Here is a 25,273-nt window from a genome sequence, read left to right as displayed (position 1 = left end):
CCCCTCGGGCCCGGCGCGTGGCAGCCCGACCGCGCGGTCGGGCGGGCCCGGGTGCGCCGACGCGTCCGGGAAGGCGGGCGGCGGCGATGGCCGCCGAATTCGTCGCCGGCGACGGGGCCGGGCCGCGGCTTTGCGCCACGGACCCAGCAAACAAACTCGGGGCCGGTTGATACGATCGGCCCGTGCCGAGTCTGCGCATCCGTCAGGCGGCCGAGCTGCTGGGAGTCAGCGACGACACCGTCCGGCGATGGATCAACAACGGCACGCTGGCGGTGGGTCTGGACGCGGCCGGGCGCAAGGTGATCGCCAGCGAGGACCTGGCCGAGTTTGCCCGGACCAACGCGCCCGCGCCGCCGCCGGATCCGCTGAGCATCGGCAGCTCCGCCCGCAACCGGTTCGTCGGGCTGGTCACCAAGGTCACCCGCGACAAGGTGATGACCCAGGTCGAAATGCAGTGCGGCCCCTTCACCGTCGTGTCGCTGATGAGCACCGCGGCCGCCGACGAGTTGGAGCTGCAGCCCGGCAGCGTCGCGGTGGCCGTCGTCAAGGCCACGACCGTCATCGTCGAAACCGCCAGACCCGGCACGGCGGTGGCCTCGGACTGAGGCAGCGTCTACAGCGTTGACAGGTACGCGACGGCGTCGAGCATCCGTTCGCCCGCCGCCCGCAGGTCCGCCACGCTCGGTCCGGCCCGCAGCACCTCGCGCGCAACCGCGGGCAGCAGCTGGCCGGGGGCGGCCCCGCCCAGGCCGGCGAGCGCCTCGGGCCGGCCGCCCTGCGCCCCGAGCCCGGGCACCAGCACCGGTCCGCCCAGCTCGCTGACGTCGGGAGCCTCGAAGACGGTCGCGCCGAGCACCACGCCGACATACCCGGGCTCGGGCACGGTGGCGGAGCGGTTGACCACCGCCGCCTGGTCGACGATCAGCTGCGCGACGGTCCGGCCGTCGAAGGTGGCGCGCTGCACCGTGCCGCCCTCCGGGTTGGACGTTGCCGCCAGCACGAACACGCCGCGGTCGTGCGCCGCGGCGGCTTCCAGCAGGGGCCGCAGCGAGCCGAAGCCCAGATACGGGGAGGCCGTGACGGCGTCCGCGGCCAGCGGCGAGTCGCCGGCCCACGCCTGCGCGTAGGCGGCCATCGTCGTCCCGATATCGCCGCGCTTGGCGTCGGCCAGCACCAGCACTCCCTCGGAGCGCAGCGCTGCGATGGTGCGCTCGAGGACCGCGAATCCCGCGGCGCCGTAGGCCTCGAAGAACGCCACCTGGGGTTTGACGACGGCGAAACCGGCGTAGGCCTCGATGCAGATGTCGCAGAACGCGGCCAGCCCGTCGGCGGTGGTCGGCAGGTCCCAGGCCCGCAGCAGCTCCGGATGGGGGTCGATGCCCAGGCATAGCGGCCCGCGGGCCAGCTTCGCCGCGGCCAGCCGGGCACCGAAGCCCGTCACTGTGCGCCGCCCGGTCCGATGACGCTGTGCAGTTCCTGGAGCGACCGCACGCCGATGTCGCCGCGGATCCCCGCTTCGATGCCCTGCACGGCCGCCGACGCGCCCTGCACCGTCGTGACGCACGGGATGTTGACGGCCACCGCGGCCGAGCGGATTTCGTAACCGTCGATGCGCGGACCGGAGTTGCCGTAGGGGGTGTTGATCACCATGTCGACCTCGCCGGCCTTGATCGCGTCGACGGCGGACGCCGCGGGGCGGTCGGGCCGCGGCGGCTCGAAATGCTTGCGAACCTCGTCGCAGGGAATCCCGTTGCGGCGCAACATCTCCGCGGTGCCTTCGGTGGCGAGAACGCGGAAGCCCAGATCGGCCAGCCGCTTGACGGGAAACACCAGCGACCGCTTGTCACGGTTGGCGACCGAGACGAACACGGTGCCCTCGGCCGGTAGCGATCCGTAGGCGGCGGTTTGGCTCTTGGCGAAGGCGCTGCCGAAGTCGCGGTCGATCCCCATCACCTCGCCCGTCGACTTCATCTCCGGGCCGAGCAGCGAATCGATGGCCGCCCCGTCGGCGCGGCGGAACCGGTGGAACGGCAACACCGCCTCCTTGACCGCGATCGGCGCGTTCAGCGCGGCGTGGGCACCGTCCCCGTCCGGCACCAGCATCCCCTCCTCGCGGAGCTGGGAAATGGTGGCGCCCAACATGATCCGGGCGCACGCCTTGGCGAGTGGGATCGCGGTGGCCTTGGACACGAACGGAACCGTGCGGCTGGCGCGCGGGTTGGCCTCCAGGACGTAGAGCACATCGTCCTTCAGGGCGTACTGCACGTTGAGCAGACCGACCACGCCGATGCCGTGCGCGATGGCCTCGGTGGCGCGCCGAACCTTCTCGATGTCGCTGCGGCCCAACGTCACCGGCGGCAGCGCGCAGGCCGAGTCCCCGGAGTGGATCCCCGCCTCCTCGATGTGCTCCATGATGCCGCCGATGTAGACCTCCGCGCCGTCGCACAGCGCGTCGACGTCGATCTCCACCGCGTCCTCCAGGAAACGGTCCACGAGCACCGGGTGTTCGGGGGACAGCTCGGTGGCGCGGGTGATGTAGCCGCGCAGCGTCTCCTCGTCGTAGACGATCTCCATGCCGCGCCCGCCCAGCACGTACGACGGCCGCACCAGCACCGGGTAGCCGATGTCCGCGGCGATCCGGCGGGCCTGGTCGAAAGTCGTTGCCGTGCCGTATTTCGGGGCGGGCAGTCCCGCGGCGCGCAGCACGTCACCGAACGCGCCGCGGTCCTCGGCGAGGTCGATCGCCTCCGGCGGGGTGCCCACGATCGGAACGCCGGCGTCGAAGAGCCGCTGGGCCAGCCCCAGCGGCGTCTGCCCGCCGAGTTGCACGATGACCCCGACCACGCCGGGGCCGCCCGCCGCGGATTGGGATTCCGCGCGGAATACTTCCAGTACGTCCTCGAAGGTCAGCGGCTCGAAGTAGAGCCGGTCGGCCGTGTCGTAGTCGGTGGACACCGTCTCCGGGTTGCAGTTGACCATCACCGTTTCAAAACCGGCCTGGCTCAACGTGGTTGCCGCGTGCACACAGCTGTAGTCGAATTCGATGCCCTGGCCGATCCGGTTCGGCCCCGAACCCAGGATCAGCACCTTGGGCTTCTCGGCCTGCGGCGCCACCTCGGTCTCGGCGGCCGGGTCGAGTTCGTAGCTGCTGTAGTGGTAGGGCGTCTTGGCCTCGAACTCCGCGGCGCAGGTGTCGACCGTTTTGTACACCGGGTGGATGCCGAGGCGCTCGCGCAGGGACCGGACACCGTCCTCGCCGGCCAATTCCGGTCTGAGGGCGGCGATCTGCCGGTCGGACAAGCCGCTGTGCTTGGCCCGCCGCAGCAGGTCGACATCGAGCACCGGGGCCGCGACCAGCTCGCGGCGCAGCGTTCCCAGCTCGCCGATCTGCGCGACGAACCACGGGTCGACGCCGCTGGCCTCGGCGACCTGTTCCACCGACGAGCCCAGCCGCAGCGCCAGTTCGATGTCGTAGAGCCGTCCTTCGGTCGGGGTCCGAAGGCGGGTCAGCACCTCGTCGACTTCGCCGTGGGGATCGGGCTTGGTCCAGAAACCGGCGCGGCTGGTTTCCAGTGATCGCATCACCTTGCCCAGCGCCTCGATGAAGTTGCGGCCCAGCGACATTGCCTCCCCGACGGATTTCATCGTCGTGGTCAGCGTGGGATCGGCGCCGGGGAATTTCTCGAACGCGAACCGCGGCGCCTTGACCACGACGTAGTCCAGCGTCGGCTCGAAGCAGGCCGGCGTTTCTTTGGTGATGTCGTTGACGATCTCGTCGAGGGTGTAGCCGATGGCCAGCTTGGCGGCGATCTTGGCGATCGGGAAGCCGGTGGCCTTGGACGCCAGCGCACTCGACCGGGAGACCCGCGGGTTCATCTCGACGACGATCAGCCGGCCGTCGCGCGGGTTGACCGCGAATTGGATGTTGCAGCCGCCGGTGTCCACGCCGACCTCGCGCAGGATCGCGATGCCCAGATCGCGCATCCGCTGGTATTCGCGGTCGGTCAGCGTCATGGCCGGCGCGACGGTAACCGAGTCGCCGGTGTGCACGCCCATCGGGTCGACGTTCTCGATGGAGCACACCACCACCACGTTGTCGTGCCCGTCGCGCATCAGCTCGAGCTCGAATTCCTTCCAGCCGTAGATCGACTCCTCGATCAGCACGTTGGCACTCGGGCTCGCCGCCAGCCCGGCGCCGGCCATCCGGTCGACCTCTTCGGCGGAGTGCGCCATGCCCGAGCCCAGGCCGCCCATCGTGAAGCTGGGCCGCACCACCACCGGCAGGCCGACCTCCTCGACGGTTTCGCGCACCTCGTCCATCGTGAAACACACTCGGCTGCGGGCGGATTCGCCGCCGACCTTGGCGACGATGTCCTTGAACCGCTGCCGGTCCTCCCCGCGCTGGATCGCGTCGAAATCCGCGCCGATGAGTTCGACGCCGTAGCGCTCCAGCACGCCGTTCTCGTACAGGGCGACGGCGGTGTTGAGCGCGGTCTGCCCGCCGAGGGTGGCCAGCAGCGCGTCGATCTTGTTGCCGCGCTCGGCCTGCTGGGCGATCACCCGCTCGACGAACGAGGGCGTGATGGGCTCGACGTAGGTGTGATCGGCGTACTCCGGGTCGGTCATGATCGTGGCCGGGTTGGAGTTGACGAGGCTGACCTGCAGCCCGTCGGCGCGCAGCACCCGGCAGGCCTGGGTGCCGGAGTAGTCGAATTCGCAGGCCTGCCCGATGACGATCGGCCCCGAGCCGATCACCAGCACGTGGTTCAGGTCGGTCCGCCGCGGCACTAGCGTCCCCCCGCCATCAGGTCGACGAATTGGTCGAACAGGTATTCCGCATCGTGCGGACCCGCGGCGGCCTCGGGGTGATACTGCACCGAAAACGCCTTCCCATCGGCGAGTTTGACGCCCTCGACCACCCCGTCGTTGGCGCAGGTGTGGCTGACGACCGCGGGGCCGAACGGCGTGTCGAAGGATTGGCCCGCCTCGCCTTCCAGCGCGAAGCCGTGGTTCTGCGCGGTCACCGCGACCCGGCCGGTGGCGTGGTCGATGACGGGGACGTTGATGCCGCGGTGACCAAACACCATCTTGTAGGTGGACAGGCCGAGCGCCCGGCCCAGGATCTGGTTGCCGAAACAGATTCCGAACAACGGGATTCCGGCGCCGATCACCTCCCGGGTGAGCTCGACGACGTGATCGGCGGTGGCGGGGTCGCCGGGCCCGTTGGACAGGAACACGCCGTCGGGCTTGAGCTCGGCGATCTGCCCGAAGGTCGCCGATGCGGGCAGCACGTGGCTGCGGATGCCGCGGCGGGCGAAGTTGCGCGGCGTGTTGGTCTTGATGCCGAGGTCCAGCGCGGCCACCGTAAAGCGCTGCGGCCCTTCGGGTTCGACGATGTAGGTGCCGTCGGTGCTGACCTCGCCAGCCAGGTCGGCGCCCAGCATGGACCGCTGGCCCCGCACCCGCTCCAGCAGCTCGGCGGGCTCGGCGAGCGCGTCGCCGGAGAATAACCCGGCCTTCATCGAGCCGCGGCTGCGCAGGTGCCGCACCACCGCGCGGGTGTCGATGCCGGCGATCCCGACGATGTTCTGGCGAACCAGCTCGTCGTCCAGCGTGCCGGTGGCGCGCCAGTTCGACGCGCGCGGCGACGGGTCGCGCACCGCGTAGCCGGCGACCCAGATCTTGTCGCCGCGGCTCTCGGCGTCCTCGCCGTTCCAGCCGGTGTTGCCGATCTGCGGCGCGGTGGCCACCACGATCTGCCGGTGATAGCTGGGGTCGGTGAGCGTCTCCTGATAGCCGGACATGCCGGTGGAAAACACCGCCTCCCCGAGGGTTTGGCCGATCGCGCCGAACGGCGTGCCGGTGAAGACGCGGCCGTCCTCGAGCACCAGTAGGGCCTTGCTCACGCGGCTCCCTCCTGCGAGTCTTGCAGCCAGTCGTCGTAATCGGTGCGGTGGTTTGCCCGAAATCCGGTGTCGATCTCGACGCCCGACGGCAACCGCCAACGGATCGCCAGGATCCCGATGCGGGCCACCACCTTGGCTCCGATGGCGCGCTCCATGCGGATGTCAATGATCGACTCGTCCGGAATCCAAATCGGTTTGGCGCGAACGCGTTCCAACAGGATCCCCTCGGGATAGCGGGTGAGCACCGCCTTGCTCCGATAGCCGAGATCGCCGGCGGTGACCCGCTCGTTCCACGCCGGTGCGGCGGCGCAGCCGCAGTACAGGCCTCGGGTCGTCAGCGTCGCGGTACTCACCTCGTCGGGCATCTCGGGCAGCTCCCCGATCAACTCCTGCTGGCGTTGCGAGCGACGCTGCCAGGAGCGCATCATCAGCTGAATCACGACGGCGATGACCACGACCAGCACGGCCGCGAAGATCAGCGACCCCACCAGCGTTCCGGAGTTCATGCCGGGCTCTTCCCGTCGCGGGCGGTGATCTTGCCGCGCAGCAGCGTCGCGGTCACGGTGGCGGGCAAGGTCATCGACTCGTAGGGCGTGTTGGCCGATCGGCTGGCCAGGTCGTCCCCGGCGACCGTCCAGGTGGCGTCCGGGTTGACCACGGTCAGGTTCGCCGGCTCCCCCACCTCGAGCGGCCGGCCGTGGTCGGGCAGGCCGACGATGCGCGCCGGGTTCTCGCTCATCACCCGGGCGACGTCGCGCCAGGTCAACAACCCGGGCGCCACCATCGTGCTCGCCACCACGGACAGGGCCGTCTGCAGCCCCAGCATGCCGGGGCGCGCCGCGGAGAACTCCACGCATTTTTCGTGCTCGGCGTGCGGGGCGTGGTCGGTGGCCACACAGTCGATTACCCCGTCGGCGAGCGCCTGACGCAACGCGACGGCGTCGGCGGTCTCGCGCAGCGGCGGGTTGACCCGGTTGACCCCGTCGTAGCTGGCCAGCCTGCCGTCGTCGAGGAGCAGATGATGCGGCGTGACCTCGGCCGTGATCGAAATGCCCTGCGCCTTGGCCCATTTCAGGATTTCGACGGTTCCCGCGGTGGAGGCGTGGCAGATGTGTACCCGGGCGCCGGCGTCACGGGCCAGCAGCGCGTCGCGGGCCACGATCGATTCCTCGGCGGCCCGCGGCCATCCCGCAAGTCCCAGCCGCGCGGCCGTGGGCCCCTCGTGGGCGACCGCGCCGACGGTCAGTCGGGGCTCCTCGGCGTGCTGGGCGATCAGCACCCCCAGCCCGGTCGCGTACTCCAGGGCGCGGCGCATGATCAGCGGATCGTGCACGCAGATGCCGTCGTCGGAGAACATGCGCACCTGCGCGGCGCCGGCGGCCATCATGCCCATCTCGGTGAGCTCGGCCCCGGCCAACCCGACGGTGACCGCGCCGACGGGGTGCACGTCGACCAGGCCGACCTGCTGGCCACGGTGCCAGACGTGGTCGGTGACCACCGGGCTGTCGGCGACCGGGTTGGTGTTGGCCATCGCGAACACGGCCGTGTAGCCACCCAAAGCCGCGGCCGCCGAACCGGTTTCGATGTCCTCGGCGTATTCGCGGCCGGGCTCGCGCAGGTGGGTGTGCAGGTCGACGAACCCGGGCAGCAGCACGTGGTCGGTGGCGTCGATGACGTCTAGGTCTTTTTCCAGGCCTCCGGCCTCGGCGAGGCCCGGCCCGATTTCGGCGATCTGGCCGTCATCGACCAGGACGTCGACGCGGTCGCCTTCGCCGTAGAGCCGCACGCCGCGGATCAGGACGCTCATGCCGCGATCTCCTGTGCTCCCACCAGCACGCGGAACAGCACCGCCATCCGCACGTGGACACCGTTGGAAACCTGTTGCAGCACAGCCGATTGCGACGAATCGGCCACCGAGGACGCGATCTCCATGCCGCGCACCATCGGCCCCGGGTGCAGCACCACGGCATGGCCGGGAAGCATCGCCTGGCGCCGATCGGAAAGGCCGTAGCGAACCGAGTACTCGCGCACCGACGGGAAGAAGCCGCCGTTCATCCGCTCGGCCTGCACCCGCAGCATCAGCACCGCGTCGGCCGCCGGCAACTCGGCGTCGAAGTCGTAGGAGACGGTTGCCGGCCAGCCGTCGACGCCGACCGGCAGCAGCGTCGGCGGCGCCACTAGCACCACCTCGGCGCCCAGGGTGTCCAGCAGCACGACGTTGGAGCGCGCGACCCGGCTGTGCAGGATGTCGCCGACGATAACGATGCGCCGGCCCTCGATGCCGCCGAGCCGCTGGCGGATGGTCAGCGCGTCCAGCAGCGCCTGCGTCGGGTGTTCGTGCGTGCCGTCGCCGGCGTTGATGACCGACGGCCCCTCGCCATCCGCCGGCGCCGTCCAGTCGGCGAGCAGGTGCGCGGCACCGGAGGCCGGGTGCCGGATGATCAGCGCGTCGGCGCCGGCGGCCCGCAGCGTCAGCGCGGTGTCGCGCAGCGACTCGCCCTTGCCCACCGACGATCCGGCCGCGCTCACGTTGATCACGTCGGCGCTCATCCACTTCCCGGCCACCTCGAACGACACCCGGGTACGGGTGGAGTTCTCGTAGAACATCGTGATCACGGTGCGGCCGCGCAGCGTCGGCAGCTTCTTGATCTCGCGGCCCACCAGGGCCTGCGCGAAGCGGTCCGCGTCGTCGAGGATGGCGGTGGCGTCGTCGCGGCTGAGGTCGCCGGCGGTCAGCAGGTGGCGGGTCATCGGGAGATCACCACCCCGTCGCGGCCGTCGTGCTCGGCGAGTTGCACGTGCACGCTCTCGGTGCGTGAGGTCGGTACGTTCTTGCCGACATAGTCGGCGCGCAGCGGTAATTCGCGGTGGCCGCGGTCGACCAGCACCGCGAGCTGCACGGCGCGCGGCCGGCCCACGTCGCGCAGCGCGTCCAGGGCCGAGCGCACCGAGCGCCCGGAATACAGCACGTCGTCGACGAGGATCACCAGCGCGTCGTCGATGCCCCCGGCCGGGATCGACGTAGCTTCGAGCGGGCGGGGCGGCTTTTGCATCAGGTCGTCGCGGTACAGCGTGATGTCGAGGGCGCCGTGGCCGACCTCGACACCGCTGTATTCGCCGATGTTGGTGGCCAGGCGCTGGGCCAGGATCACACCGCGGGTCGGGATACCGAGCAGCACCACCCGTGGCGCGTCGGGACTGTCGAGCGCGGTCTTTTCGATGATCTGATGCGCGATGCGCGAAATGGTGCGACCGACGTCGGCCGCAGACATCAATTCCCTGCCGGTGGCGGCATCACCCGCGGCACCCATGCGAGACCTTGACCTCCTTCTCCGCCTCTCTGGACGGATCGTTAAAGGATGTCGACTGCCCGGCAGCGTAGCATTCCGCGCTACCCTGGCGAAAATGACAGGCGCGACGACCCCCTCGAATTCCTCTCGTTTTCCGGTTCTCGATTTCGATGCCCTGTATCGCGGCGAAAGCCCCGCCGAGGGCCTGCCCGCCATGGCCACCCCGCCGTGGGACACCAAGGCGCCCAAGGAGACTGTCGTCGCGTGGCAGGAGGGCGGCTGGGTTCGCGGCGACGTGCTCGACGTCGGCTGCGGCCTCGGCGACAACGCCATTTACCTGGCCCAGAACGGACACGCCGTCACCGGGCTGGACATCTCGCCGACCGCGCTGATCACCGCCGAGCGGCGCGCCGCGGACGCGGGGGTCGACGTGACGTTCGCCGTCGCCGATTCCACCAAGCTGGAGGGCTACACCGACGCGTTCGACACCATCGTCGACAGCGGCATGTTCCACTGCCTCGACGACGACGGCAAGCGCAGCTACGCCGCCGCGGCGCACCGGGCAACCCGGCCGGGCGCCACCCTGCTGCTCAGTTGTTTCTCCGACGCCCAGCCGCCCGACGAGGAGCGGCCGCGGCCCGCGGTGTCCGAGCGGACGCTGCGCGACGTTCTCGGCGGCGCGGGCTGGGAGATCGAATCGCTGGAGCCCGCCACGGTGCGCCGCGAACTGGACGGCAACGACATCGAGATGGCGTTCTGGGTCGTGCGCGCGCAACGGCGCTGACCGGCCGCGGGCTGTGATGTCGAATAATCGCTAGCTCGTAGACCCGGCTATCTGTTGGCTGGACGCCATGGAAGCCGCCGCGAGCCTGCGCGACGAAGCCATGCGCGCGCTCATTTCGAGCTTGTCCCGCTTGCAGCCGACGGCGCCCACGTGGTGCGCCGCCTGGAGCGCCCACGAGCTCGCCGCGCACGTCGCCGCCGCCGCCGAGGAACGAGCCAACCTGATCGAGGAGCACCTCGCGGGTGAGCCCACAAGGGCGACGCGGTCATGGGAAGAACGCGAGCCGCCCTTTCGGGCAATGCCCGACGCCGTGCTTCGAGAACGGCTGGTGCAGCACGCCGTTCGCTTCGAGTCCGCTGTGGCAGGCCTCGATGAGGACGACACGATCATGTACACGGGGTGGGCCATGACCGGCGAACGGCTGCGCATGCACAGCCATAGCGAAGCGGTGCTACACCGATGGGATCTGGTCGGCGACGACGATGTCAGCATCCGATCGCTCTCCGATCCGGCAATGGTTACCCATGCGCTTGCGGTATTCGACGCGATGCCCGCGTTGGCGGAAGCGCGGCGATGGCGCAGATCTGACTTGGTCTCGCGGCCAATGGTTCTGCGGAGCGCTGGTCGGCCCGGGGTGGTTGTGACACCAGGGGAAGGACTTTCGACGGCCCCCGACGGCACCGACGTAGCGATCGAGCTGCAGCCCCACGAGCTGCCGCTGCTGCTGTGGGGGCGCTGCCCGGCGCGGCTGCGCGATCCACACGCGAACGCAGAAACGATCGAGGACGTCCTTTCGCGTGCCTGCCGTCCGGCCGGCGCTTCGGCCCAGTGACCGGCCGCGGGCTACCCTGACCGGGTGAATCTTGACGGCAATGCGGCCTCCGTCCGCGAGGTCTGCGACGCCGGCCTGCTCGCCGGCGCGTTGACGGTGGTGTGGCAGCGCGGAGAAGTGCTGCAGCTCAACGAGATCGGATACCGCGACGTCGACGCCGGGCTGCCGATGCAGCGCGACACCCTGTTTCGCATCGCGTCGATGACCAAGCCCGTCACGGTGGCCGCGGTGATGAGCCTGGTCGACGACGGCAAGCTGGCGCTGAAAGATCCGATCACGCGCTGGGTGCCGGAGTTCGCCGACGTGCGGGTGCTCGACGACCCGCTCGGTCCGCTGGACCGGACGCACGCGCTGGGCCGGGCCATCCTGATCGAGGACCTGCTCACCCACACCAGCGGCCTGGCCTACGGCTTCTCGGTGTCCGGGCCGATCGCCAAGGCCTACGTGCGGCTGCCGTTCAACCAGGGCCCCGACGCCTGGCTGGCCGAGCTGGCCAAGCTGCCACTGGTGCATCAGCCCGGCGAGCGATTGACCTACAGCCATTCCATAGACCTGTTGGGCGTCATCGCTTCCCGCATCGAGGGCAAGCCGTTCCACCAGGTGCTCGACGAACGGATCCTGGGCCCGGTGGGCATGCCCGACACCGGGTTCTTCGTGTCCCCCGAAGGGCGCCGCCGCGCGGCGACCATGTACCGGCTCGACGGGCAGGGCCAGTTGCACCACGACGCGATGGGGCCGCCGCACATCAAGCCACCGTCCTTCCCCAACGCCGGCGGCGGGTTGTGGTCGACCGCCGACGACTACCTGCGCTTCGTGCGGATGCTGCTCGGCGAGGGGACCGTCGACGGCGTGCGGGTGCTGTCGCCGGAGTCGGCCCGCATGATGCGCACCGACCGGCTCACCGACGACCAGAAGCGACACAACTTCCTGGGCGCCCCCTATTGGGTCGGCCGCGGCTTCGGGCTGAACCTGTCGGTGGTGACCGATCCTGCCAAGAGCGCGCCGCTGTTCGGGCCGGGCGGGCTCGGCACCTTCAGCTGGCCCGGCGCGTACGGCACCTGGTGGCAGGCCGACCCGACCGCGGACCTGATCCTGCTGTATCTGGTCCAGAACTTGCCCGATATGTCCGCGGACGTGGCCGCGGCGATCGCCGGCAACACGTCGCTGGCGAAACTCCAATCGGTGCAACCGAAATTCGTCCGCCGCACCTATCAGGCGCTCGGGCTCTGACGCCATGGTCGACTACCCGCCTGACCGCATCGCCGGGCCGCGGCTGCTGCTGCGCCCGCCCGTGCTCGACGACGCCGGCGCGCTCTACCAACGGGTCGCCCGCGACCCGAAGGTCACCAAGTACCTGAAATGGACGCCGCACCAGGACGTCGCGGCGACCCGGCGAGTGATCGCCGAAAAGCTCAACGTCAGCGATGACGAGCGGACGTGGGCCATCGCGTTGCGGCACAGCGACGAGGTCATCGGGCTGACCAGCTGCCGGCGCCCGGTGCCGCACTCGGTCGAGATCGGTTACTGCATCGGCCGGCGGTGGTGGGGCAAGGGATTCATGACCGAGGTGCTCGGCCTGCTGATGAACGCGCTGGAGGCCGATCAGGGCGTGTACCGCGTCTGGGCCACCTGCCATGTCGACAACGAGCGGTCGGCCCGGGTGCTGCTGCGGGCCGGGTTCGAGCTGGAGGGCAGGCTGACTCGTTACGCCGTGTACCCCACCATCGCGCCCGAACCGCTGGACGCCCTGCTCTACGCCAAGGCCCTGCGGTAGATGTTTCCCCGCACGGAAAACGGGCATTCGACACGTGTTGCAGGTGCTAACGATGACCACCGATGCCCATACCGGGCCGCTGCGCACTGTGGGCCGCCACGAATGGCCCGCGGGCAGCCATGAACTGACTGGCGGCCGCCACGAAACGCCGCGACCGCAACGGTCACGGGCCCTGCTCTGGCTGCGATCGCGGTTCGGGTTCCTCGTCGGCGCCGCGGCGCTCGCGCTGTTCTCGGGCGCCGTCGGCGCCCTCAGCGTCGTGGAACTTCGCCCAGCCGCGCCGGTCGTCAGCGCCCCGACGTCGACTGTGCCCACCGAAGCGCCGGCCGCGACCATCGAGCAGGCTGCGGCCAGGGCGATTCCCAGCGTGGTCAAACTGGAAACGGCGATCGGCGATCAGACCGAAGAGGGCTCCGGGGTCGTCCTGAGCGCCGACGGATTCATCCTCACCAACAATCACGTCGTGGCGGCGCCCGATCCGCGCCAAACCGGTGTGGCGGTACACACCGCCGCGACTTTCGCCGATGGTCGCTCCGAGCCGTTCGTCGTCGTCGGCGCCGATAGCTCCACCGACATCGCCGTCGTTCGTGTTCAAGGCATTTCGGGCCTGCGCCCGATCGCGATGGGGACGTCGGCCGGGTTGCATGTGGGCCAAAACGTGATCGCCATCGGCGCGCCCCTCGGGCTGGACGGCACCGTCACCACCGGGGTCATCAGCGCGCTGCACCGCCCGGTGTCGGGCATCGTCGGCCCCGGTAGCGGCAACGCCGTGCTTGATGCGATCCAAACGGACGCCACGATGAGTCCCGGCAGCTCTGGAGGCGCATTGATCGACACGTCCGGTGCCTTGATAGGGCTCAATTCCGCAATCGCAACGATGAACGCCACTCATCCCGGCGGTCCGACGGGCTGGATCGGCGTGGGGTTCGCGATCCCCGTCGACGAGGCGAAAGTTGTTGCCGACCAACTGATCGCGGCCGGTACGGCGCCGAACGCATCGCTGGGCCATCGCTGAGCGACGACCTCTTACCCGTCCTCCAGGGCCCGGCGCGCGTAAGCCCGCACGTCGGCGTCACCGTCCTTGAGCGCGATCCCGAGCGCGTCGCGGGCGGCGGGTTCGCCGGCCCAGCGGGTCAGGCTGAGCACCGCGGCCTTGCGCACATCGAGGTGGGCGTCGGCGAGGGCCTCGGCCAATCGGGGGACGGCGAGTTCGGCCGCCGCTCCCTTGAGCGCCCGGGCCGCGCCTTCGCGCACCTGCCAGGCCGGCGCCCGCAAGGCCTCTTCGACGGCGGCGAAATCGCCTTCGCCGCAGCCTAATTCGCCCAGCGCGGCCAGCGCCGCCGCGCGCACCAGCGGATCCGGGTCATCGAGCAGCACGGTCACCGCGTCGTGGCCGCCGCGCAGCGTGGCCAGGCCGGCGGCTGCCGCGATGCGGACCTCCCGGCTGTCGTCGCCGGTGGCCGCGACGACGCCGGCCACGTCGTCGACCGACACCAACGCGCGCACGGCCTCGATGCGCACCCGATGGTCGGGATCCTCGAGCGCGCGGCGGTATTGGCCGGCCTCACCGGCGCGGCGCGCCGCGAGCAGATACACCGACGCCGCGCGCACCAGCATGTCGCCGGACGACAGATAGGCCCCGGCCGCGGCCGGGTCGGGCAGCACCTCGACCAGTTCGCGGATGCCCTCGGCACCGGTGCGGCGCACCCCGGGATCGGCGTCGTCCAGCGCGGCGAACAGGGCCGGCGCGTATCCGTCGGGCATGTGCTCGGTGAGCGTGGCCACCGCGGTTCGGCGCACACCGGGATCCGCGTCGCCCAGGTAGGTCTGCAGCTCGGCGATCGTCGGCTCCTCCAGCGCGAGGACCTCGGCGATGCGCGGCGACGGCGGTTGGAATGCCGTTGCCGGCGAAACGATTCGGGAGACGGCGGCGGCCGGGGCTTGACCACCCATCAGCGGCGGCTGCTCCACCTCGTGGACGGTCTGATCGGCCGGCGGCAGGCCGTCCAGCTCGGGCACCGACACGAAATACGGGGCCACGGGGCGTTTGAGGAACACCATCGCGCCGTCGGGCCCCTTGCGCAGGTTGAGGTGATAACCCCATTGGCTGTCGTCGCGCCCGGGCAGGTCGGCGCGGTCGTGATAAAGGCCCCACCGCGATTCGGTCCGGGTGAGCGAGGAACGGGCCGCCATCTCGGCGCAGTCGCGGATGAAGGACACCTCCACCGCGCGCATCAGCTCGTGGGGGTTGTGGGCGCCGATCTCGGCGATCTCGCCGCGCATCCGGTCGAACGTGCGCACCGCGATGGACAGTTTGGCCGCCGTCTTCGGTGGTGCGACATAGTCGTTGACGAAGCGGCGCAGCTTGTATTCCACCTGCGGCTGCGGCGGCCCGTCCGGTTGCCGCAGCGGGCGGTAGATCAGCTCGTGGGCGTCGGCCAGCTGATCGTCCGGGAGGCCTTGTGGCGCAGGGACTTCGCGGAGCGTCGACGCGGCGTGGGTGCCGGCGAGGTCGCCGAACACGAACGCCCCGATCATGTAGTTGTGCGGAACGCAGGCCAGGTCCCCCGCGGCGTACAGGCCGGGCACGGTGGTGCGTGCGTGTTCGTCGACCCAGACCCCGGACGCGGAATGGCCACTGCACAAACCGATTTCGGAGATGTGCATCTCCACGTCATGGGTGCGGTAGTCGTGGCCGCGGTTGGCGTGAAACGTGCCGCGGGTGGGCCGTTCGGTGGTGTGCAGGATGTTCTCCAGCGCGGTCAGCGTCTCGTCGGGCAGATGCGACACCTTGAGGTAGATGGGCCCGCGCGCGGAGTCGATCTCGCTCTTGACCTCGGCCATCATCTGCCCCGACCAGTAGTCGGAGTCGACGAACCGCTCCCCCAGGGCGTTGACCTGGTAGCCCCCGAACGGATTGGCCACGTACGCGCAGGCCGGGCCGTTGTAGTCCTTGATCAGCGGATTGACCTGGAAGCACTCGATTCCCGACAGCTCCGCGCCCGCGTGGTAGGCCATCGCGTACCCGTCACCGGCGTTGGTCGGGTTCTCATACGTGCCGTACAGGTAGCCCGACGCGGGCAGGCCGAGCCGGCCGCACGCCCCGGTCGCCAGGACGACCGCCTTGGCGCTGATCGCGTAGAACTCACCGGTGCGCGTGTGCAAGGCGGCGGCGCCGACGGCCCGGCCGTCCTGCACCAGCACCCGCACCGGCATCAGGCGGTTCTCGATGCGGATCCTCTCCCGCATCGACCGCTGCCGCAGCACGCGATACAGCGCCTTCTTGACGTCCTTGCCCTCGGGCATGGGCAGCACGTATGAGCCCGAGCGGTGCACGCGGCGCACCGCGTACTCGCCGTGCTCGTCCTTCTCGAACTTCACCCCGTAGCGCTCCAGGCGCTGCACCATCGCGAACCCGCGAGACGCCGTCTGATAAACGGTGCGCTGGTTGACGATTCCGTCGTTGGCGCGGGTGATCTCGGCGACGTAGTCCTCCGGTTCGGCCTTGCCCGGGATGACGGCGTTGTTGACCCCGTCCATGCCCATCGCCAGCGCGCCGGAGTGCCGCACGTGCGCCTTCTCCAGCAGCAGCACCCGTGCACCGTGCTCCGCGGCAGACAGCGCCGCCATCGTGCCCGCGGTGCCGCCGCCGATCACCAGCACGTCGCAGTCGAGGCGGGCCGGCGCCAGATCGGGAACCTGCATCAGGCCGCCACCGAATGGTTCAGGGCGGCAATGATTTCCGCGCGCAGCGCGCGGCGCGGCTGGTCGGCGCGGGGCTCCGGCACCTTGAGCACAGCGCGCGTTGGCTCACCGGCCCGGCCCAGCACCGCGATCCGGTCCCCCAGCGCCAGCGCCTCGTCCACATCGTGCGTGACGAAGACGATCGTCGTCGGGTGGGTGCGCCAGGTGTCGACGAGCAAGCGCTGCATGGCGGCGCGGGTTTGGGTGTCCAGCGCCCCGAACGGCTCGTCCATCATCACCGCGCGCGGGGCGCCGGCCAGGCCGCGGGCCAGCTGGACGCGCTGGCGCATGCCGCCCGAGAGGCTCTTGGGTAGGTAGTCGCCGAAGCCGCGCAGCCCGAGCTCGTCGATCCACCGCTCGGCCGCCGCGCGCCGGGTGGCGCGTGGTTCGCCGCGCAGCCGCAACGCCAGTTCGATGTTGGACCGCACGGTGCGCCACGGCAGCAGCGCGTTGTCCTGGAACACCATGCCGCGGTCGCCCGAGGTGGTGGTGACCGGTGCGCCGTCGGCCAGCACCCGCCCGTCGTCGGGCGACAGCAGGCCCGCCAGCGCGCGCAGCACCGTCGACTTTCCGCAGCCCGACGGCCCGGTGAGGACCAGGATCTCCCCCGGCCGCACCGCGAGGCTCAACCCGTCGATGACCGGGGTTCCGGTGTAGGACAACCGAACCCGATCCAGCTCGAGGCTCATGCCCCGATTTGTCGCGGTCACCGCGACTGCGCCTGTGCGCGCGGCAGCCACCGCGTCACCCGCCGGCCCACCAGTTCGACGGCCGCGGCCGTCGAGAAGCCCAGCACCCCGATGGTGATGATGCCGACGAACACCTGGGGGTAGGCCAGCACGGTGTACGCCTGCCAGGTGCGGTAGCCCACACCGAGGCGGCCGGAGATCATCTCCGCGGAGATGACGCAGATCCAGGCCACGCCCATGCCGACCGACAGCCCGCCGAACACTCCGGGCAGGATGCCCGGCAGCACGACCTGCCGCAGCACCTCCCACCGGCCGCCGCCCAGGGTCCGCACCGAGTCCTCCCATAGCGTGGGCAGCGCGCGCACCGCGTGCCGGGTGCTGACCATGATCGGAAAGTAGGCCGCGAGAAAGGTGATGAACACGATGCCGGCCTCGTCGGTGGGAAACAGCAGGATCGCGACCGGCACCAGCGCGATGGCGGGAATGGGCCTGGCCAGCTCCGCCAACGGGCCGAATAGGTCGGCGAACAATCGCGAGCGGCCCAGCAGCACACCCGTCGCGACGCCGATCACCGCGGCCAGCCCGAAGCCGGTGAGGATGCGGATCAACGACTGCGCCAGGTCGAGCCAGTACTCGTAGGCGCCGAGCCGGCGGTGCAGCGCGGTCACGATCTGGGTGACGGTCGGCAATGTGTCGAATCGCAGCAGCAGGCGCACCTTGCCGGAGGTGAGCACCTGCCACACCCCGATGGCGGCCGCCACCGACGCCACCTGCAGCAGCCGCGATCGCCATGGCGAGGCGATCCGCCGCGGCCGCGCGAATGCCGGCAGTGGGGCCGCCCCGACAACGGGTTCGATCAATGTCCGACTTGCTTCTAAGGTCATACCGAACCTCCCAGTGCCTCTTGGTAATTCACGGTCACGCTGCCGGGGTGCGCGGCGAGGTAGCGACGCGCCCCGGCCGGGGTGCCGAAGGGCAGGAATTTCTGGCCGTCTCGCACCCAGGCCGCCTTGTCGGCGAACCAGCGGGTGCCCAGCTCGGCGTCGGGCACATAGGCGGCCCGGACCTTGGCGCCGCGCGCGGTGGCATCCCGGACGGCCCGCAGCAGGGCGGTCGGGTCGGCGAACGTTTGCGTCGCATCGGATCCGTCCAGCCACAATTCGCTTGCCTGGGCGGGATCACCGCGCAGCGCCGAGGGATTGGCGGTGGCCGCCCGGGCCGCGTCATAGTTCAGGCCGCGGGCCGCGAACACCGCGCGCAGGGGCTCGTCCTGGACGAATCCCGAGACGTCGAGGTCGGCGAAGTCGCCGATCGACTTCAGGTAGGGCACATCGTTTTTCAGCGCGTCGGCCAGCGACGGTTTCAGGGTGGTGTCGAACGACGTGCCGCCGGGACCGTTGTACAGGTACACGACCTCCTGCGCGAGCCCGGCCGCCTGGGACACAATGCGGGCCGCCTCCAGCGGCTTGGCGTTGAGGAAATCGGTGGCGTCCAGTTGCGCCTGCAGGAAGGCCGCGAGCACCTCCGGATGCGCCGACGCGTAGGAGCGCCGCACCACCACGCCGTGCAAGGTGGGCAGGTTCAGCTCGGCCCCGTCGTAGAGCAGCTTGGCCCTGCCCTGGAAGACGAGCAGCCCGGGCCAGGCCACGAACTGCGAAAGCGCTTGCACCTGACCGGATTCCAGTGCGGACGCGCCGATCTGCGGCTGCTGGTTGAGCACCTCGACGCCCTTGATCCCGGCCCTGTCCAGCGCACGCACCAGGGTGCCGTGCCCGGCCGAGCCGACGCTGGCCGAGACCTTCGCACCAGCCAGGTCGGCTAGTCCGGTGGCCGGCGAACTGGACGCCACCACCACCATGTTCAGCGCGCCCTTGGGGTTGTAGCCGGTGACGGACACCATCTCGGTGCGGGCCAGCGGATTGGCCTGCGTCTTGGAGCCGTTGATCAGCATCGGGTAGTCACCCATCGAACCGATGTCGATCTTCTCGGCGAGCATCTGCGCGGTGATCGGGGCGCCGGTGTCGTAGTCCTGCCACAGCACCGCGTATTTGGTGCCGGTGCGGGTGGTGATGTCGGCGAGCCGGCGCTCCAGGTAGCCCTGGGCGCGCAGCAGCGTGCCCGCGGTGACGGTGTTGATGGTCTTGGACTGATAGCCCACCACGACGTTGACGACGCCGGAGGAGGCCGACAGCGATTCCAGCGAGCAGCCGGAGACGACGGCGACGACAACGGCTGCCATCGAGATCAGCCGTGTGGCTTGGCGTTTCATCAGCGGAGCAGATACGGCATGTTGACGGTGACCGCGCCGGTCGGGCAGCGGGCCGCGCACGGGCCGCAGTACCAGCATTCGTCGACGTGCATGAAGGCCTTGCCGGTGTCGGGGTTGATGGCCAGCGCGTCCAGCGGGCAGACCTCCACGCACAGGGTGCAGCCGTCGATGCACAGCGATTCGTCGATCGTCACGGGCACGTCGGCACGGTGATTGACCAGGGTCATGGCTTGCTCCTTATCAGGTTGCCGCGCATGGTGATTCGATCGCCCCGCATCCGGATGTACTCCAGGTCGACGGGCCTGCCGTCGTCGAGGCTGGTGAGCCGCTCCAGCATGAGCAGCGCGGCCCCGTCGGGGACCTGGAGCGCGGCCGCCGAGTGCGCGTCGGCGGGGATGGCTTCCAGCGCCAACGATGCCGAGCCCAGCCGCTGCCCGCTCACCTGCTCGATGAGCGCGAACAGGTCGTGGGTTTCCAGGTGATAGCCCAGGATGCGGCTCCCGATGTCCGGGGCGAGGTAGGTCAGGTCGAGGCTCAGTGGCAGGTCGCCGAGGTAGCGCAACCGCTCGACGAACACCGCCTCGTCGCCGGGTTGCAACCCCAGGCGGCGGGCCACCGACGGCGGCGCGGTCACCGGCATCGCGGCCCGCACCTCGTTGCGCACCTCGCCGAGGTCTTTGAAGGTTTCCTTCAGCCCCAGCAGCGCGTCGAGCCGATGGTCGTATTTGCGCTGAGCCACGTGGGTGCCGACCTTGGGGCCGCGGTCGATCAGCCCTTCGTTCTTCAGGATGCCCAGCGCCTCGCGAATGGTGTTGCGCGAGACCAGGAATTCGGCCGCCAACTCATTTTCGGCGGGCAGCCCGTCGGCGTAGGCGCCGGCGTGAATCTGCTGACGCAACACGTCGGCGGCCCGGCGGGCACGGTTGGCCCGGGAGCCCTCGAGACGCGAGATCGGTATGGCGTCGGCCACGCCGTCACGCTAATGCCGGTCGTAGGCACATTGGGGGCCGCCGAGTAGGACCGACGAGGACAGATCAGTTTATTGCGCCGGTCGGCATTCGCCCGCGACCAGGAAAAACCCTGGCGCGATCGGCTATTGCGCCACCTCGGACGAGACACCGCCTTTGCGATCCCCGTGAGTAGAACCCCCGTTGGGAGAGGTGGTGGCGCCGTTGATGGCCTTGGCATCCGACGGCAGCTCGAAGACCGGGAACGCCGAACCCACCGCCGCCATGGCCGCGTTCCGTTGCGCCTCCATGCGTGCCAGCGCCTCCGGGGTGAACACCGACAACCCGAGTTCCGGGTTGTACCCGTGGATCTCCTTCACGTCGAGCTGGGCCAGGAAGTAGACGATCTCCTTGGAGACCACCTGCCCGGGGACCAACACCGGGAAACCGGGCGGGTAGGGCACCACGAACGTGGTGGACACTAGGGTCTTGCCCTCGGCCAGACGCCGCCCGGCGGTGCCGATCAGCACGTACTCGCGGTCGGACTCCTCGTATCCCGCGTAGAAGGCCGACCGGGTGTCACCGAACGCGCACGCGTCGACGGGACGGAAGGCGATGTCGAACTCGCTGAAGTCCGGCAGGTGCGGCAGGTCCTGGGTGATCTCCTCGACGTGGCGGTCGTGCAGCGACCAGTCGGCGGCGCTGGCGGCGTGCTGGATGTGGTCGAAGTCGGTGGCGATCCGGCGCAGCACGTCGAGCAGATAATGCACGCTGGACCACGTCACGCCGATCGTGAAGATCAGCAGCACGCTGTTGATCGACGTCTTGTTGATCTGGATGCCGAACCGCTCCATCAGGATCTTCTCGCGGAAGTCGTATCCGTTCATCCCGGTTTTGCCGACGAACAGCGTGACCCGTGTCGGATCCAGCACGAACTCGTCGGAGCGCCACGCCTCGTTCCACTCGGCCTGCGCGCCCTGTACGACCTGGCGGAACGAGCTGACATGGGAGGCCCGGAATTCGTCGGGTACCAGGTCGGACTCGTCGAGGATGCGGAACCACTTGCTGATCAGCCGGTCCTTGCGGACCCGGCCTCGGAAGGTCAGCGCCATGTTGTACACCAGCCGGACCAATTGGAATCCCTCGATGTCCACCTGCCGGCGCGCCAGGTCCAGCGACGCGAGGAGTTGCTGGTTGGGCGAGGTCGAGGTGTGCGTCAGGAACGCCTCCCCGAACGCGTCGCGGGCGCGCGCGTTGAAATCCTGGTCGCGCACGTGGATCATCGACGCCTGCCGAAGCGCCGACAACGACTTGTGCGTGGAATGCGTCGCGTACACCCGAACCCGCGCCGCCGCGGGATCGGGCAGCAGCCGGCGGTGCACCCACTCCGACCGGTCGACGCCCTGCATGGACGCGGCCCAATTGCGGTATTCCTCAACGTATTCCGGCGACGACAACATCTGGTACAGGCGATCGGCGGACACCATCGCGGTGCGCTGCCGGGCCCACGGCACCGCGGTGGCGAACGCGTACCACGCCTCGTCCCAGAGGAAGCAGATGTCCGGCTTGATCGCCAGCACCTCCTCCATGACGCGGCGCGGGTTGTAGACCACCCCGTCGAAGGTGCAGTTGGTGAGCAACAGCATGCGCACCCGGTGCAGCTGCCCGGCCGCCTCCAGGTCCAGCAGCGTCTTCTTGATCGTCTCCAGCGACACCGCCCCGTAAATGGCGAACTGCGGCAACGGATATGCGTCGAGGTACAGCGGATACGCGCCGGCCAGGACCAGGCCGTAGTGATGCGACTTGTGGCAGTTGCGGTCGATCAGGACGATGTCGCCCGGCCGGGTCAGGGACTGGACGACGATTTTGTTGGCGGTCGAGGTTCCGTTGGTGACGAAGTAGGTGTGGTCGGCGTTCCACGTTTTCGCGGCCTTGTCCATCGCCTTCTTGATGTTGCCGTGCGGGTCCAGCAGCGAGTCCAGGCCACCCGAGGTGGTCGACGTCTCGGCCATGAAGATGTTGCGGCCGTAGAACTCTCCCATGTCCTGCAGCGACTTGGAATTGAAGATGCTGGCGCCCCGCGCGACGGGAAGGGCGTGGAACTGGCCGACCGGTGCCGCGGCATAGGCGCGCAGCGCGTCGAAAAACGGTGTGGCGAACCGGTTCCGCAGGCCCGCGAGCACGGTGCTGTGCAGGTCGGTGACGTCGTTGAGCCGGTAGAACGTCCGGTCGTAGACGTCCGGCTCGTCGATGTTGCCCGCCGCGATCGACTCGTCGGTGAGCAGGTAGAGGTCGATATGGGGCCGCAGTTCGCGGATCCACTCGCCGCATTCGACCCAGTCGTCCGGGCGATCGGGCACCACGCCGCCGTCCGCCGAATCGTTCGGTCCGAGCAGCGTGTTCATCAACGGCACCCGGTCGCGTGACCGCAGCGGCAGATCGTGGCGGATGATCGCGGCCTGGATCTCGCCGTTGAGCGCGACGGCGGTGATGGCGTCCTCGACGCTGGGCACGACCAGCAGCTCGAACTGGACGTCGTCGGACGCGGAGCGCAGCGCCCGCAGGCATTCCGCCAGGCTGTCGGGCGCGGTCATCGGTGCGTCGTCGGCGAGCAGCACCGTGTAGAACTGCTGTTGCTTGGCCCGGGCGACCAGCTCCTGGTCGGCCAGTGGCGCGGACGTGTCGAAAAGCCCTGCGCGGTCGCCGTATTCGCACAGCAGCCGCGCGGCCAGCGATACCTCTTCGGACAGCCGCACCGTGGACTTGCTCTCCAGGTGCGCGCGGAAGGTCGCCAGATTCTCCGCGCCCGGATACAGCCAGTACCGCTCGTAGGCGCCGATGCGGTCCATCAACCGCTTCACCCGCGCCATGTCGTGGGTGATGTCCAGCCCGGCGAGGTCGACCTCGGCGAGGTGACGGCAGGCGTCGTCGAGCAGGTTCCACGTGTCGACGCGGGTGTACGACGGGTTGGCGACGGCCGCCAGCGCGGAGACGCGAAGTCGCCGCGGATGGGCACTGTTTCGGGTCATGTCGTCACCTTCCGCGGGATCCAGCAAGTGATCCAGCAAGTATTGTCACCCGCCTGCGGTGCGCACGGAATCTTTTCGCCCAGGATTCGGGGGCGGCGGTCAGGTGTCCGGCTCGTCGTCACCCTCTATTACCCGCCGGTTGGCGCGGGTGTTGTCCACCCACCGCAGCACCGGAAGCTCCCAGCGGCGGGCCGGGAGGTCGGTGACGTCGGTAAGCGAGCGCACGACGGCCTGCGTCAGGCCCATCAGGGCGGCCATCACCGGCAACAGCGGCTGCAGCGGCTTGGCCGCCGAGCGGACCGTGCTGATGCGGCGGGCCACGATCAGGCGCTCGATCGAGTGATACAGCCAGGCCCCGACGCCCAGCGCGTAGATCGAGAGCACCGACGCGACGATGGTCCAGCCGTAGGCGGCGCACACCACCCCGCCGAACACCACCGTCGCGGCCAGGCAGGCGGCGACGGCGACACGCAGCTCCAGCCGGGTCACGACTCGGGCCCACCAAGGGCCTGGGCGGCGGCCCGGATCTGCGGCGTCACCAGCATGACCTGGCCCAGCACGCCGTTGATGAAGCCCGGCGAGTCGTCGGTGGAGAGCTCCTTCGCCAGCTGGACGGCCTCGTCGACGGCGACCGGCTCCGGCACGTCTTCGGCATGCAGCAGTTCCCACACCGAGACCCGCAGGATGGCGCGATCCACCGCGGGCAGCCGGTCCAGCGTCCAGCCCTGCAGGTGCGAGCTGATCAGGTCGTCGATGTGCGCCATCTGGTCGCCGACCCCGCGAGCCACGGTCTGGGTGTACGCCGGCAGCGGCGCCACATCCGGCTTCGCCTCGGCCAGCGCGGTGCGGACGTCGACGACCTCCGCCGGGCTCAGGCCGCGGGCCTCGGCCTCGAACAACAGGTCGACGGCGCGTTTGCGGGCCTGATGGCGTCCTTTCACGGGCCGGGAGGGCCTGCTCACGCGTTGACGCGTCCCAGGTAGCTGCCGTCGCGCGAGTCGACCTTCAGCTTGTCTCCGGTGTTGATGAACAGCGGCACCTGGATCTGCGCGCCGGTCTCCAGGGTGGCCGGTTTGGTGCCGGCGCTGGACCGGTCACCCTGCAGGCCGGGCTCGGTGTGGGTGACTTCGAGTTCGACCGACACCGGCAGCTCGATGTACAGCGGCGACCCGTTGTGGAACGCCACCTGCACCGGCAGGCCCTCCAGCAGGAACCGCGCATCGTCGCCGACCAGGGAATCGGGCAGGTGGTGCTGCTCGTAGTCCTGGCTGTCCATGAACACGAAGTCCGAGCCGTCGCGGTAGAGGTAGGTGGTGTCGCGCCGGTCGACGGTGGCGGTCTCCACCTTCACCCCGGCGTTGTAGGTCTTGTCGACGACCTTGCCCGAGAGGACGTTTTTCAGCTTGGTGCGCACGAACGCCGGGCCCTTGCCGGGCTTGACGTGCTGGAACTCGGTGATGGTCCACAGCTGTCCGTCGATTACCAGGACAAGTCCGTTCTTGAAGTCGGCAGTGCTCGCCACGGGCGGTGAATCTCCTCATAAATGGCCGGGTTGCTGTGGAACATCCTACGGCCGCAGAAATTTCGACCGCGGGGGCCATTCGGCTAGATCGAGGTCCAGATGCCGTTGTTGAAGAAGCCCCATTGGCCGACGGTGGGGTTCCACATCAGGTGAGCCTGCGGCGCCCACGCCGGCGGCGGTGGTGGCGGCGGCGCCCACGGCGGTGGGGGTCCCCACGGTCCCCAGCCCGCCGGGGCCGGGCCCTGCCAGTCGTGGCACTGATTCCAGTCCCAGTGGTAGTTGGTGCCCCAGGCCGGGTCCCATTGCTGCCCCGGGCACCAGTGGTTGGTGGGCACCGGCGCCGGCGCCGCCGCCGCGACGCCGGCCCGGCCGAGGGCGGCCCCCCCCGCCCGGGGGGCGGCGGCCCCCCGGGGGGGGGCCCGCCCGCGGCGCCGGGGGGGGGGGCGCCGCCCGCGGGGGGGGGGGGGGCGGCCCCCGCCACCCATCG

Annotated in this window: 24 protein-coding genes; 6 read left to right on the top strand and 18 right to left on the bottom strand. The window is 69.8% G+C overall.

All coding sequences use genetic code 11. The features are described 5' to 3' along the window. The first annotated feature begins 182 nt into the window (after nucleotides 1–182). Nucleotides 183–605, top strand: coding sequence for a molybdopterin-binding protein (locus tag A5745_RS10455; RefSeq protein WP_076064752.1), 423 nt, complete (start codon nucleotides 183–185; stop codon nucleotides 603–605). A gap of 8 nt (nucleotides 606–613) precedes the next feature. On the opposite strand, the gene pyrF is transcribed toward A5745_RS10455, so the two are convergent. Genes pyrF through pyrR form a run of 7 tightly spaced genes read right to left on the bottom strand, consistent with a single transcriptional unit; the run spans nucleotide 614 to nucleotide 9,217 of the window. Then, nucleotides 614–1,441 carry an orotidine-5'-phosphate decarboxylase gene (pyrF, locus tag A5745_RS10450; RefSeq protein WP_076064753.1) on the bottom strand — a complete coding sequence of 276 codons (828 nt, stop codon included), beginning with the start codon at nucleotides 1,439–1,441 and terminating at the stop codon, nucleotides 614–616. Further along, nucleotides 1,438–4,788, bottom strand: a complete 3,351-nt coding sequence (gene carB / locus A5745_RS10445) for a carbamoyl-phosphate synthase large subunit (protein WP_076064754.1) — start codon at nucleotides 4,786–4,788, stop codon at nucleotides 1,438–1,440. The genes pyrF and carB overlap by 4 nt, the downstream gene beginning before the upstream one ends. Then, nucleotides 4,788–5,906, bottom strand: coding sequence for a glutamine-hydrolyzing carbamoyl-phosphate synthase small subunit (gene carA, locus A5745_RS10440; RefSeq protein WP_076115979.1), 1,119 nt, complete (start codon nucleotides 5,904–5,906; stop codon nucleotides 4,788–4,790). Before carA ends, carB begins: the two co-directional genes overlap by 1 nt. Further along, complete coding sequence (locus A5745_RS10435) at nucleotides 5,903–6,412, bottom strand: transporter (protein WP_076115978.1); 510 nt, start codon at nucleotides 6,410–6,412, stop codon at nucleotides 5,903–5,905. The genes carA and A5745_RS10435 overlap by 4 nt, the downstream gene beginning before the upstream one ends. Next, nucleotides 6,409–7,713 carry a dihydroorotase gene (locus A5745_RS10430; protein WP_076115977.1) on the bottom strand — a complete coding sequence of 435 codons (1,305 nt, stop codon included), beginning with the start codon at nucleotides 7,711–7,713 and terminating at the stop codon, nucleotides 6,409–6,411. Before A5745_RS10430 ends, A5745_RS10435 begins: the two co-directional genes overlap by 4 nt. Then, nucleotides 7,710–8,657, bottom strand: coding sequence for an aspartate carbamoyltransferase catalytic subunit (locus A5745_RS10425; protein WP_076115976.1), 948 nt, complete (start codon nucleotides 8,655–8,657; stop codon nucleotides 7,710–7,712). The genes A5745_RS10430 and A5745_RS10425 overlap by 4 nt, the downstream gene beginning before the upstream one ends. Then, nucleotides 8,654–9,217, bottom strand: a complete 564-nt coding sequence (gene pyrR, locus A5745_RS10420; protein ID WP_076064759.1) for a bifunctional pyr operon transcriptional regulator/uracil phosphoribosyltransferase PyrR — start codon at nucleotides 9,215–9,217, stop codon at nucleotides 8,654–8,656. Before pyrR ends, A5745_RS10425 begins: the two co-directional genes overlap by 4 nt. Nucleotides 9,218–9,311: 94 nt before the next feature. Between pyrR and A5745_RS10415 the strand changes: the two genes are divergently transcribed. The 5 genes from A5745_RS10415 (at nucleotide 9,312) to A5745_RS10395 (ending at nucleotide 13,601) form a co-directional block, all read left to right on the top strand. Further along, the gene (locus tag A5745_RS10415; RefSeq protein WP_076115975.1) at nucleotides 9,312–9,980 is read left to right on the top strand and encodes a class I SAM-dependent methyltransferase; all 669 of its coding nucleotides are present in this window, start codon (nucleotides 9,312–9,314) and stop codon (nucleotides 9,978–9,980) included. A gap of 67 nt (nucleotides 9,981–10,047) precedes the next feature. Then, nucleotides 10,048–10,812, top strand: a complete 765-nt coding sequence (locus A5745_RS10410; protein ID WP_076064761.1) for a maleylpyruvate isomerase N-terminal domain-containing protein — start codon at nucleotides 10,048–10,050, stop codon at nucleotides 10,810–10,812. Between the two features lie 24 nt (nucleotides 10,813–10,836). Continuing rightward, nucleotides 10,837–12,042, top strand: a complete 1,206-nt coding sequence (locus A5745_RS10405) for a serine hydrolase (protein WP_076064762.1) — start codon at nucleotides 10,837–10,839, stop codon at nucleotides 12,040–12,042. Between the two features lie 4 nt (nucleotides 12,043–12,046). Next, complete coding sequence (locus tag A5745_RS10400; RefSeq protein WP_076064763.1) at nucleotides 12,047–12,586, top strand: GNAT family N-acetyltransferase; 540 nt, start codon at nucleotides 12,047–12,049, stop codon at nucleotides 12,584–12,586. 52 nt (nucleotides 12,587–12,638) lie between these two features. Next, entirely contained in the window at nucleotides 12,639–13,601 is a 963-nt protein-coding gene (locus tag A5745_RS10395) for a S1C family serine protease (protein ID WP_076115974.1), read from the top strand. A gap of 11 nt (nucleotides 13,602–13,612) precedes the next feature. On the opposite strand, the gene A5745_RS10390 is transcribed toward A5745_RS10395, so the two are convergent. From A5745_RS10390 to A5745_RS10340, 11 genes are all read right to left on the bottom strand, one after another. Next, nucleotides 13,613–16,291, bottom strand: a complete 2,679-nt coding sequence (locus A5745_RS10390; RefSeq protein ID WP_076115973.1) for a fumarate reductase/succinate dehydrogenase flavoprotein subunit — start codon at nucleotides 16,289–16,291, stop codon at nucleotides 13,613–13,615. Then, on the bottom strand, nucleotides 16,291–17,019 hold the full coding sequence (locus tag A5745_RS10385) for an ABC transporter ATP-binding protein (protein ID WP_076115980.1): 729 nt from the start codon (nucleotides 17,017–17,019) through the stop codon (nucleotides 16,291–16,293). The genes A5745_RS10390 and A5745_RS10385 overlap by 1 nt, the downstream gene beginning before the upstream one ends. Nucleotides 17,020–17,036: 17 nt before the next feature. Beyond that, entirely contained in the window at nucleotides 17,037–17,903 is an 867-nt protein-coding gene (locus A5745_RS10380; RefSeq protein ID WP_076115972.1) for an ABC transporter permease, read from the bottom strand. After that, nucleotides 17,900–19,288, bottom strand: coding sequence for an ABC transporter substrate-binding protein (locus A5745_RS10375; RefSeq protein WP_076115971.1), 1,389 nt, complete (start codon nucleotides 19,286–19,288; stop codon nucleotides 17,900–17,902). Before A5745_RS10375 ends, A5745_RS10380 begins: the two co-directional genes overlap by 4 nt. Further along, a complete protein-coding gene (locus A5745_RS10370; protein WP_076064768.1) occupies nucleotides 19,288–19,515 on the bottom strand; it encodes a ferredoxin family protein in 228 nt (75 codons plus the stop codon). Before A5745_RS10370 ends, A5745_RS10375 begins: the two co-directional genes overlap by 1 nt. Further along, nucleotides 19,512–20,246, bottom strand: coding sequence for a GntR family transcriptional regulator (locus A5745_RS10365; RefSeq protein WP_371336897.1), 735 nt, complete (start codon nucleotides 20,244–20,246; stop codon nucleotides 19,512–19,514). The genes A5745_RS10370 and A5745_RS10365 overlap by 4 nt, the downstream gene beginning before the upstream one ends. Before the next feature lie 135 nt (nucleotides 20,247–20,381). Next, nucleotides 20,382–23,264, bottom strand: a complete 2,883-nt coding sequence (locus A5745_RS10360; RefSeq protein ID WP_076064792.1) for an aminotransferase class I/II-fold pyridoxal phosphate-dependent enzyme — start codon at nucleotides 23,262–23,264, stop codon at nucleotides 20,382–20,384. Between the two features lie 99 nt (nucleotides 23,265–23,363). Beyond that, nucleotides 23,364–23,753: an antitermination protein NusB gene (locus A5745_RS10355; RefSeq protein WP_076115969.1), complete on the bottom strand. Its 390-nt coding sequence runs from the start codon at nucleotides 23,751–23,753 to the stop codon at nucleotides 23,364–23,366. Next, a complete protein-coding gene (gene nusB, locus A5745_RS10350) occupies nucleotides 23,750–24,226 on the bottom strand; it encodes a transcription antitermination factor NusB (RefSeq protein ID WP_076115968.1) in 477 nt (158 codons plus the stop codon). Before nusB ends, A5745_RS10355 begins: the two co-directional genes overlap by 4 nt. After that, entirely contained in the window at nucleotides 24,223–24,786 is a 564-nt protein-coding gene (gene efp, locus A5745_RS10345) for an elongation factor P (RefSeq protein WP_076064772.1), read from the bottom strand. The genes nusB and efp overlap by 4 nt, the downstream gene beginning before the upstream one ends. An 83-nt stretch (nucleotides 24,787–24,869) precedes the next feature. Beyond that, nucleotides 24,870–25,121 (bottom strand): hypothetical protein, encoded by a 252-nt coding sequence (locus A5745_RS10340; RefSeq protein WP_371336894.1) that lies wholly within the window; start codon nucleotides 25,119–25,121, stop codon nucleotides 24,870–24,872. Between the last annotated feature and the right edge of the window lie 152 nt (nucleotides 25,122–25,273).

It is taken from the genome of Mycobacterium sp. IS-2888, assembly GCF_001954215.1.
In the GTDB taxonomy this organism is placed as follows: domain Bacteria; phylum Actinomycetota; class Actinomycetes; order Mycobacteriales; family Mycobacteriaceae; genus Mycobacterium.
Note: the sequence above shows the minus strand (reverse complement) of the source record. Positions and strands in the feature narration are given on the sequence as shown.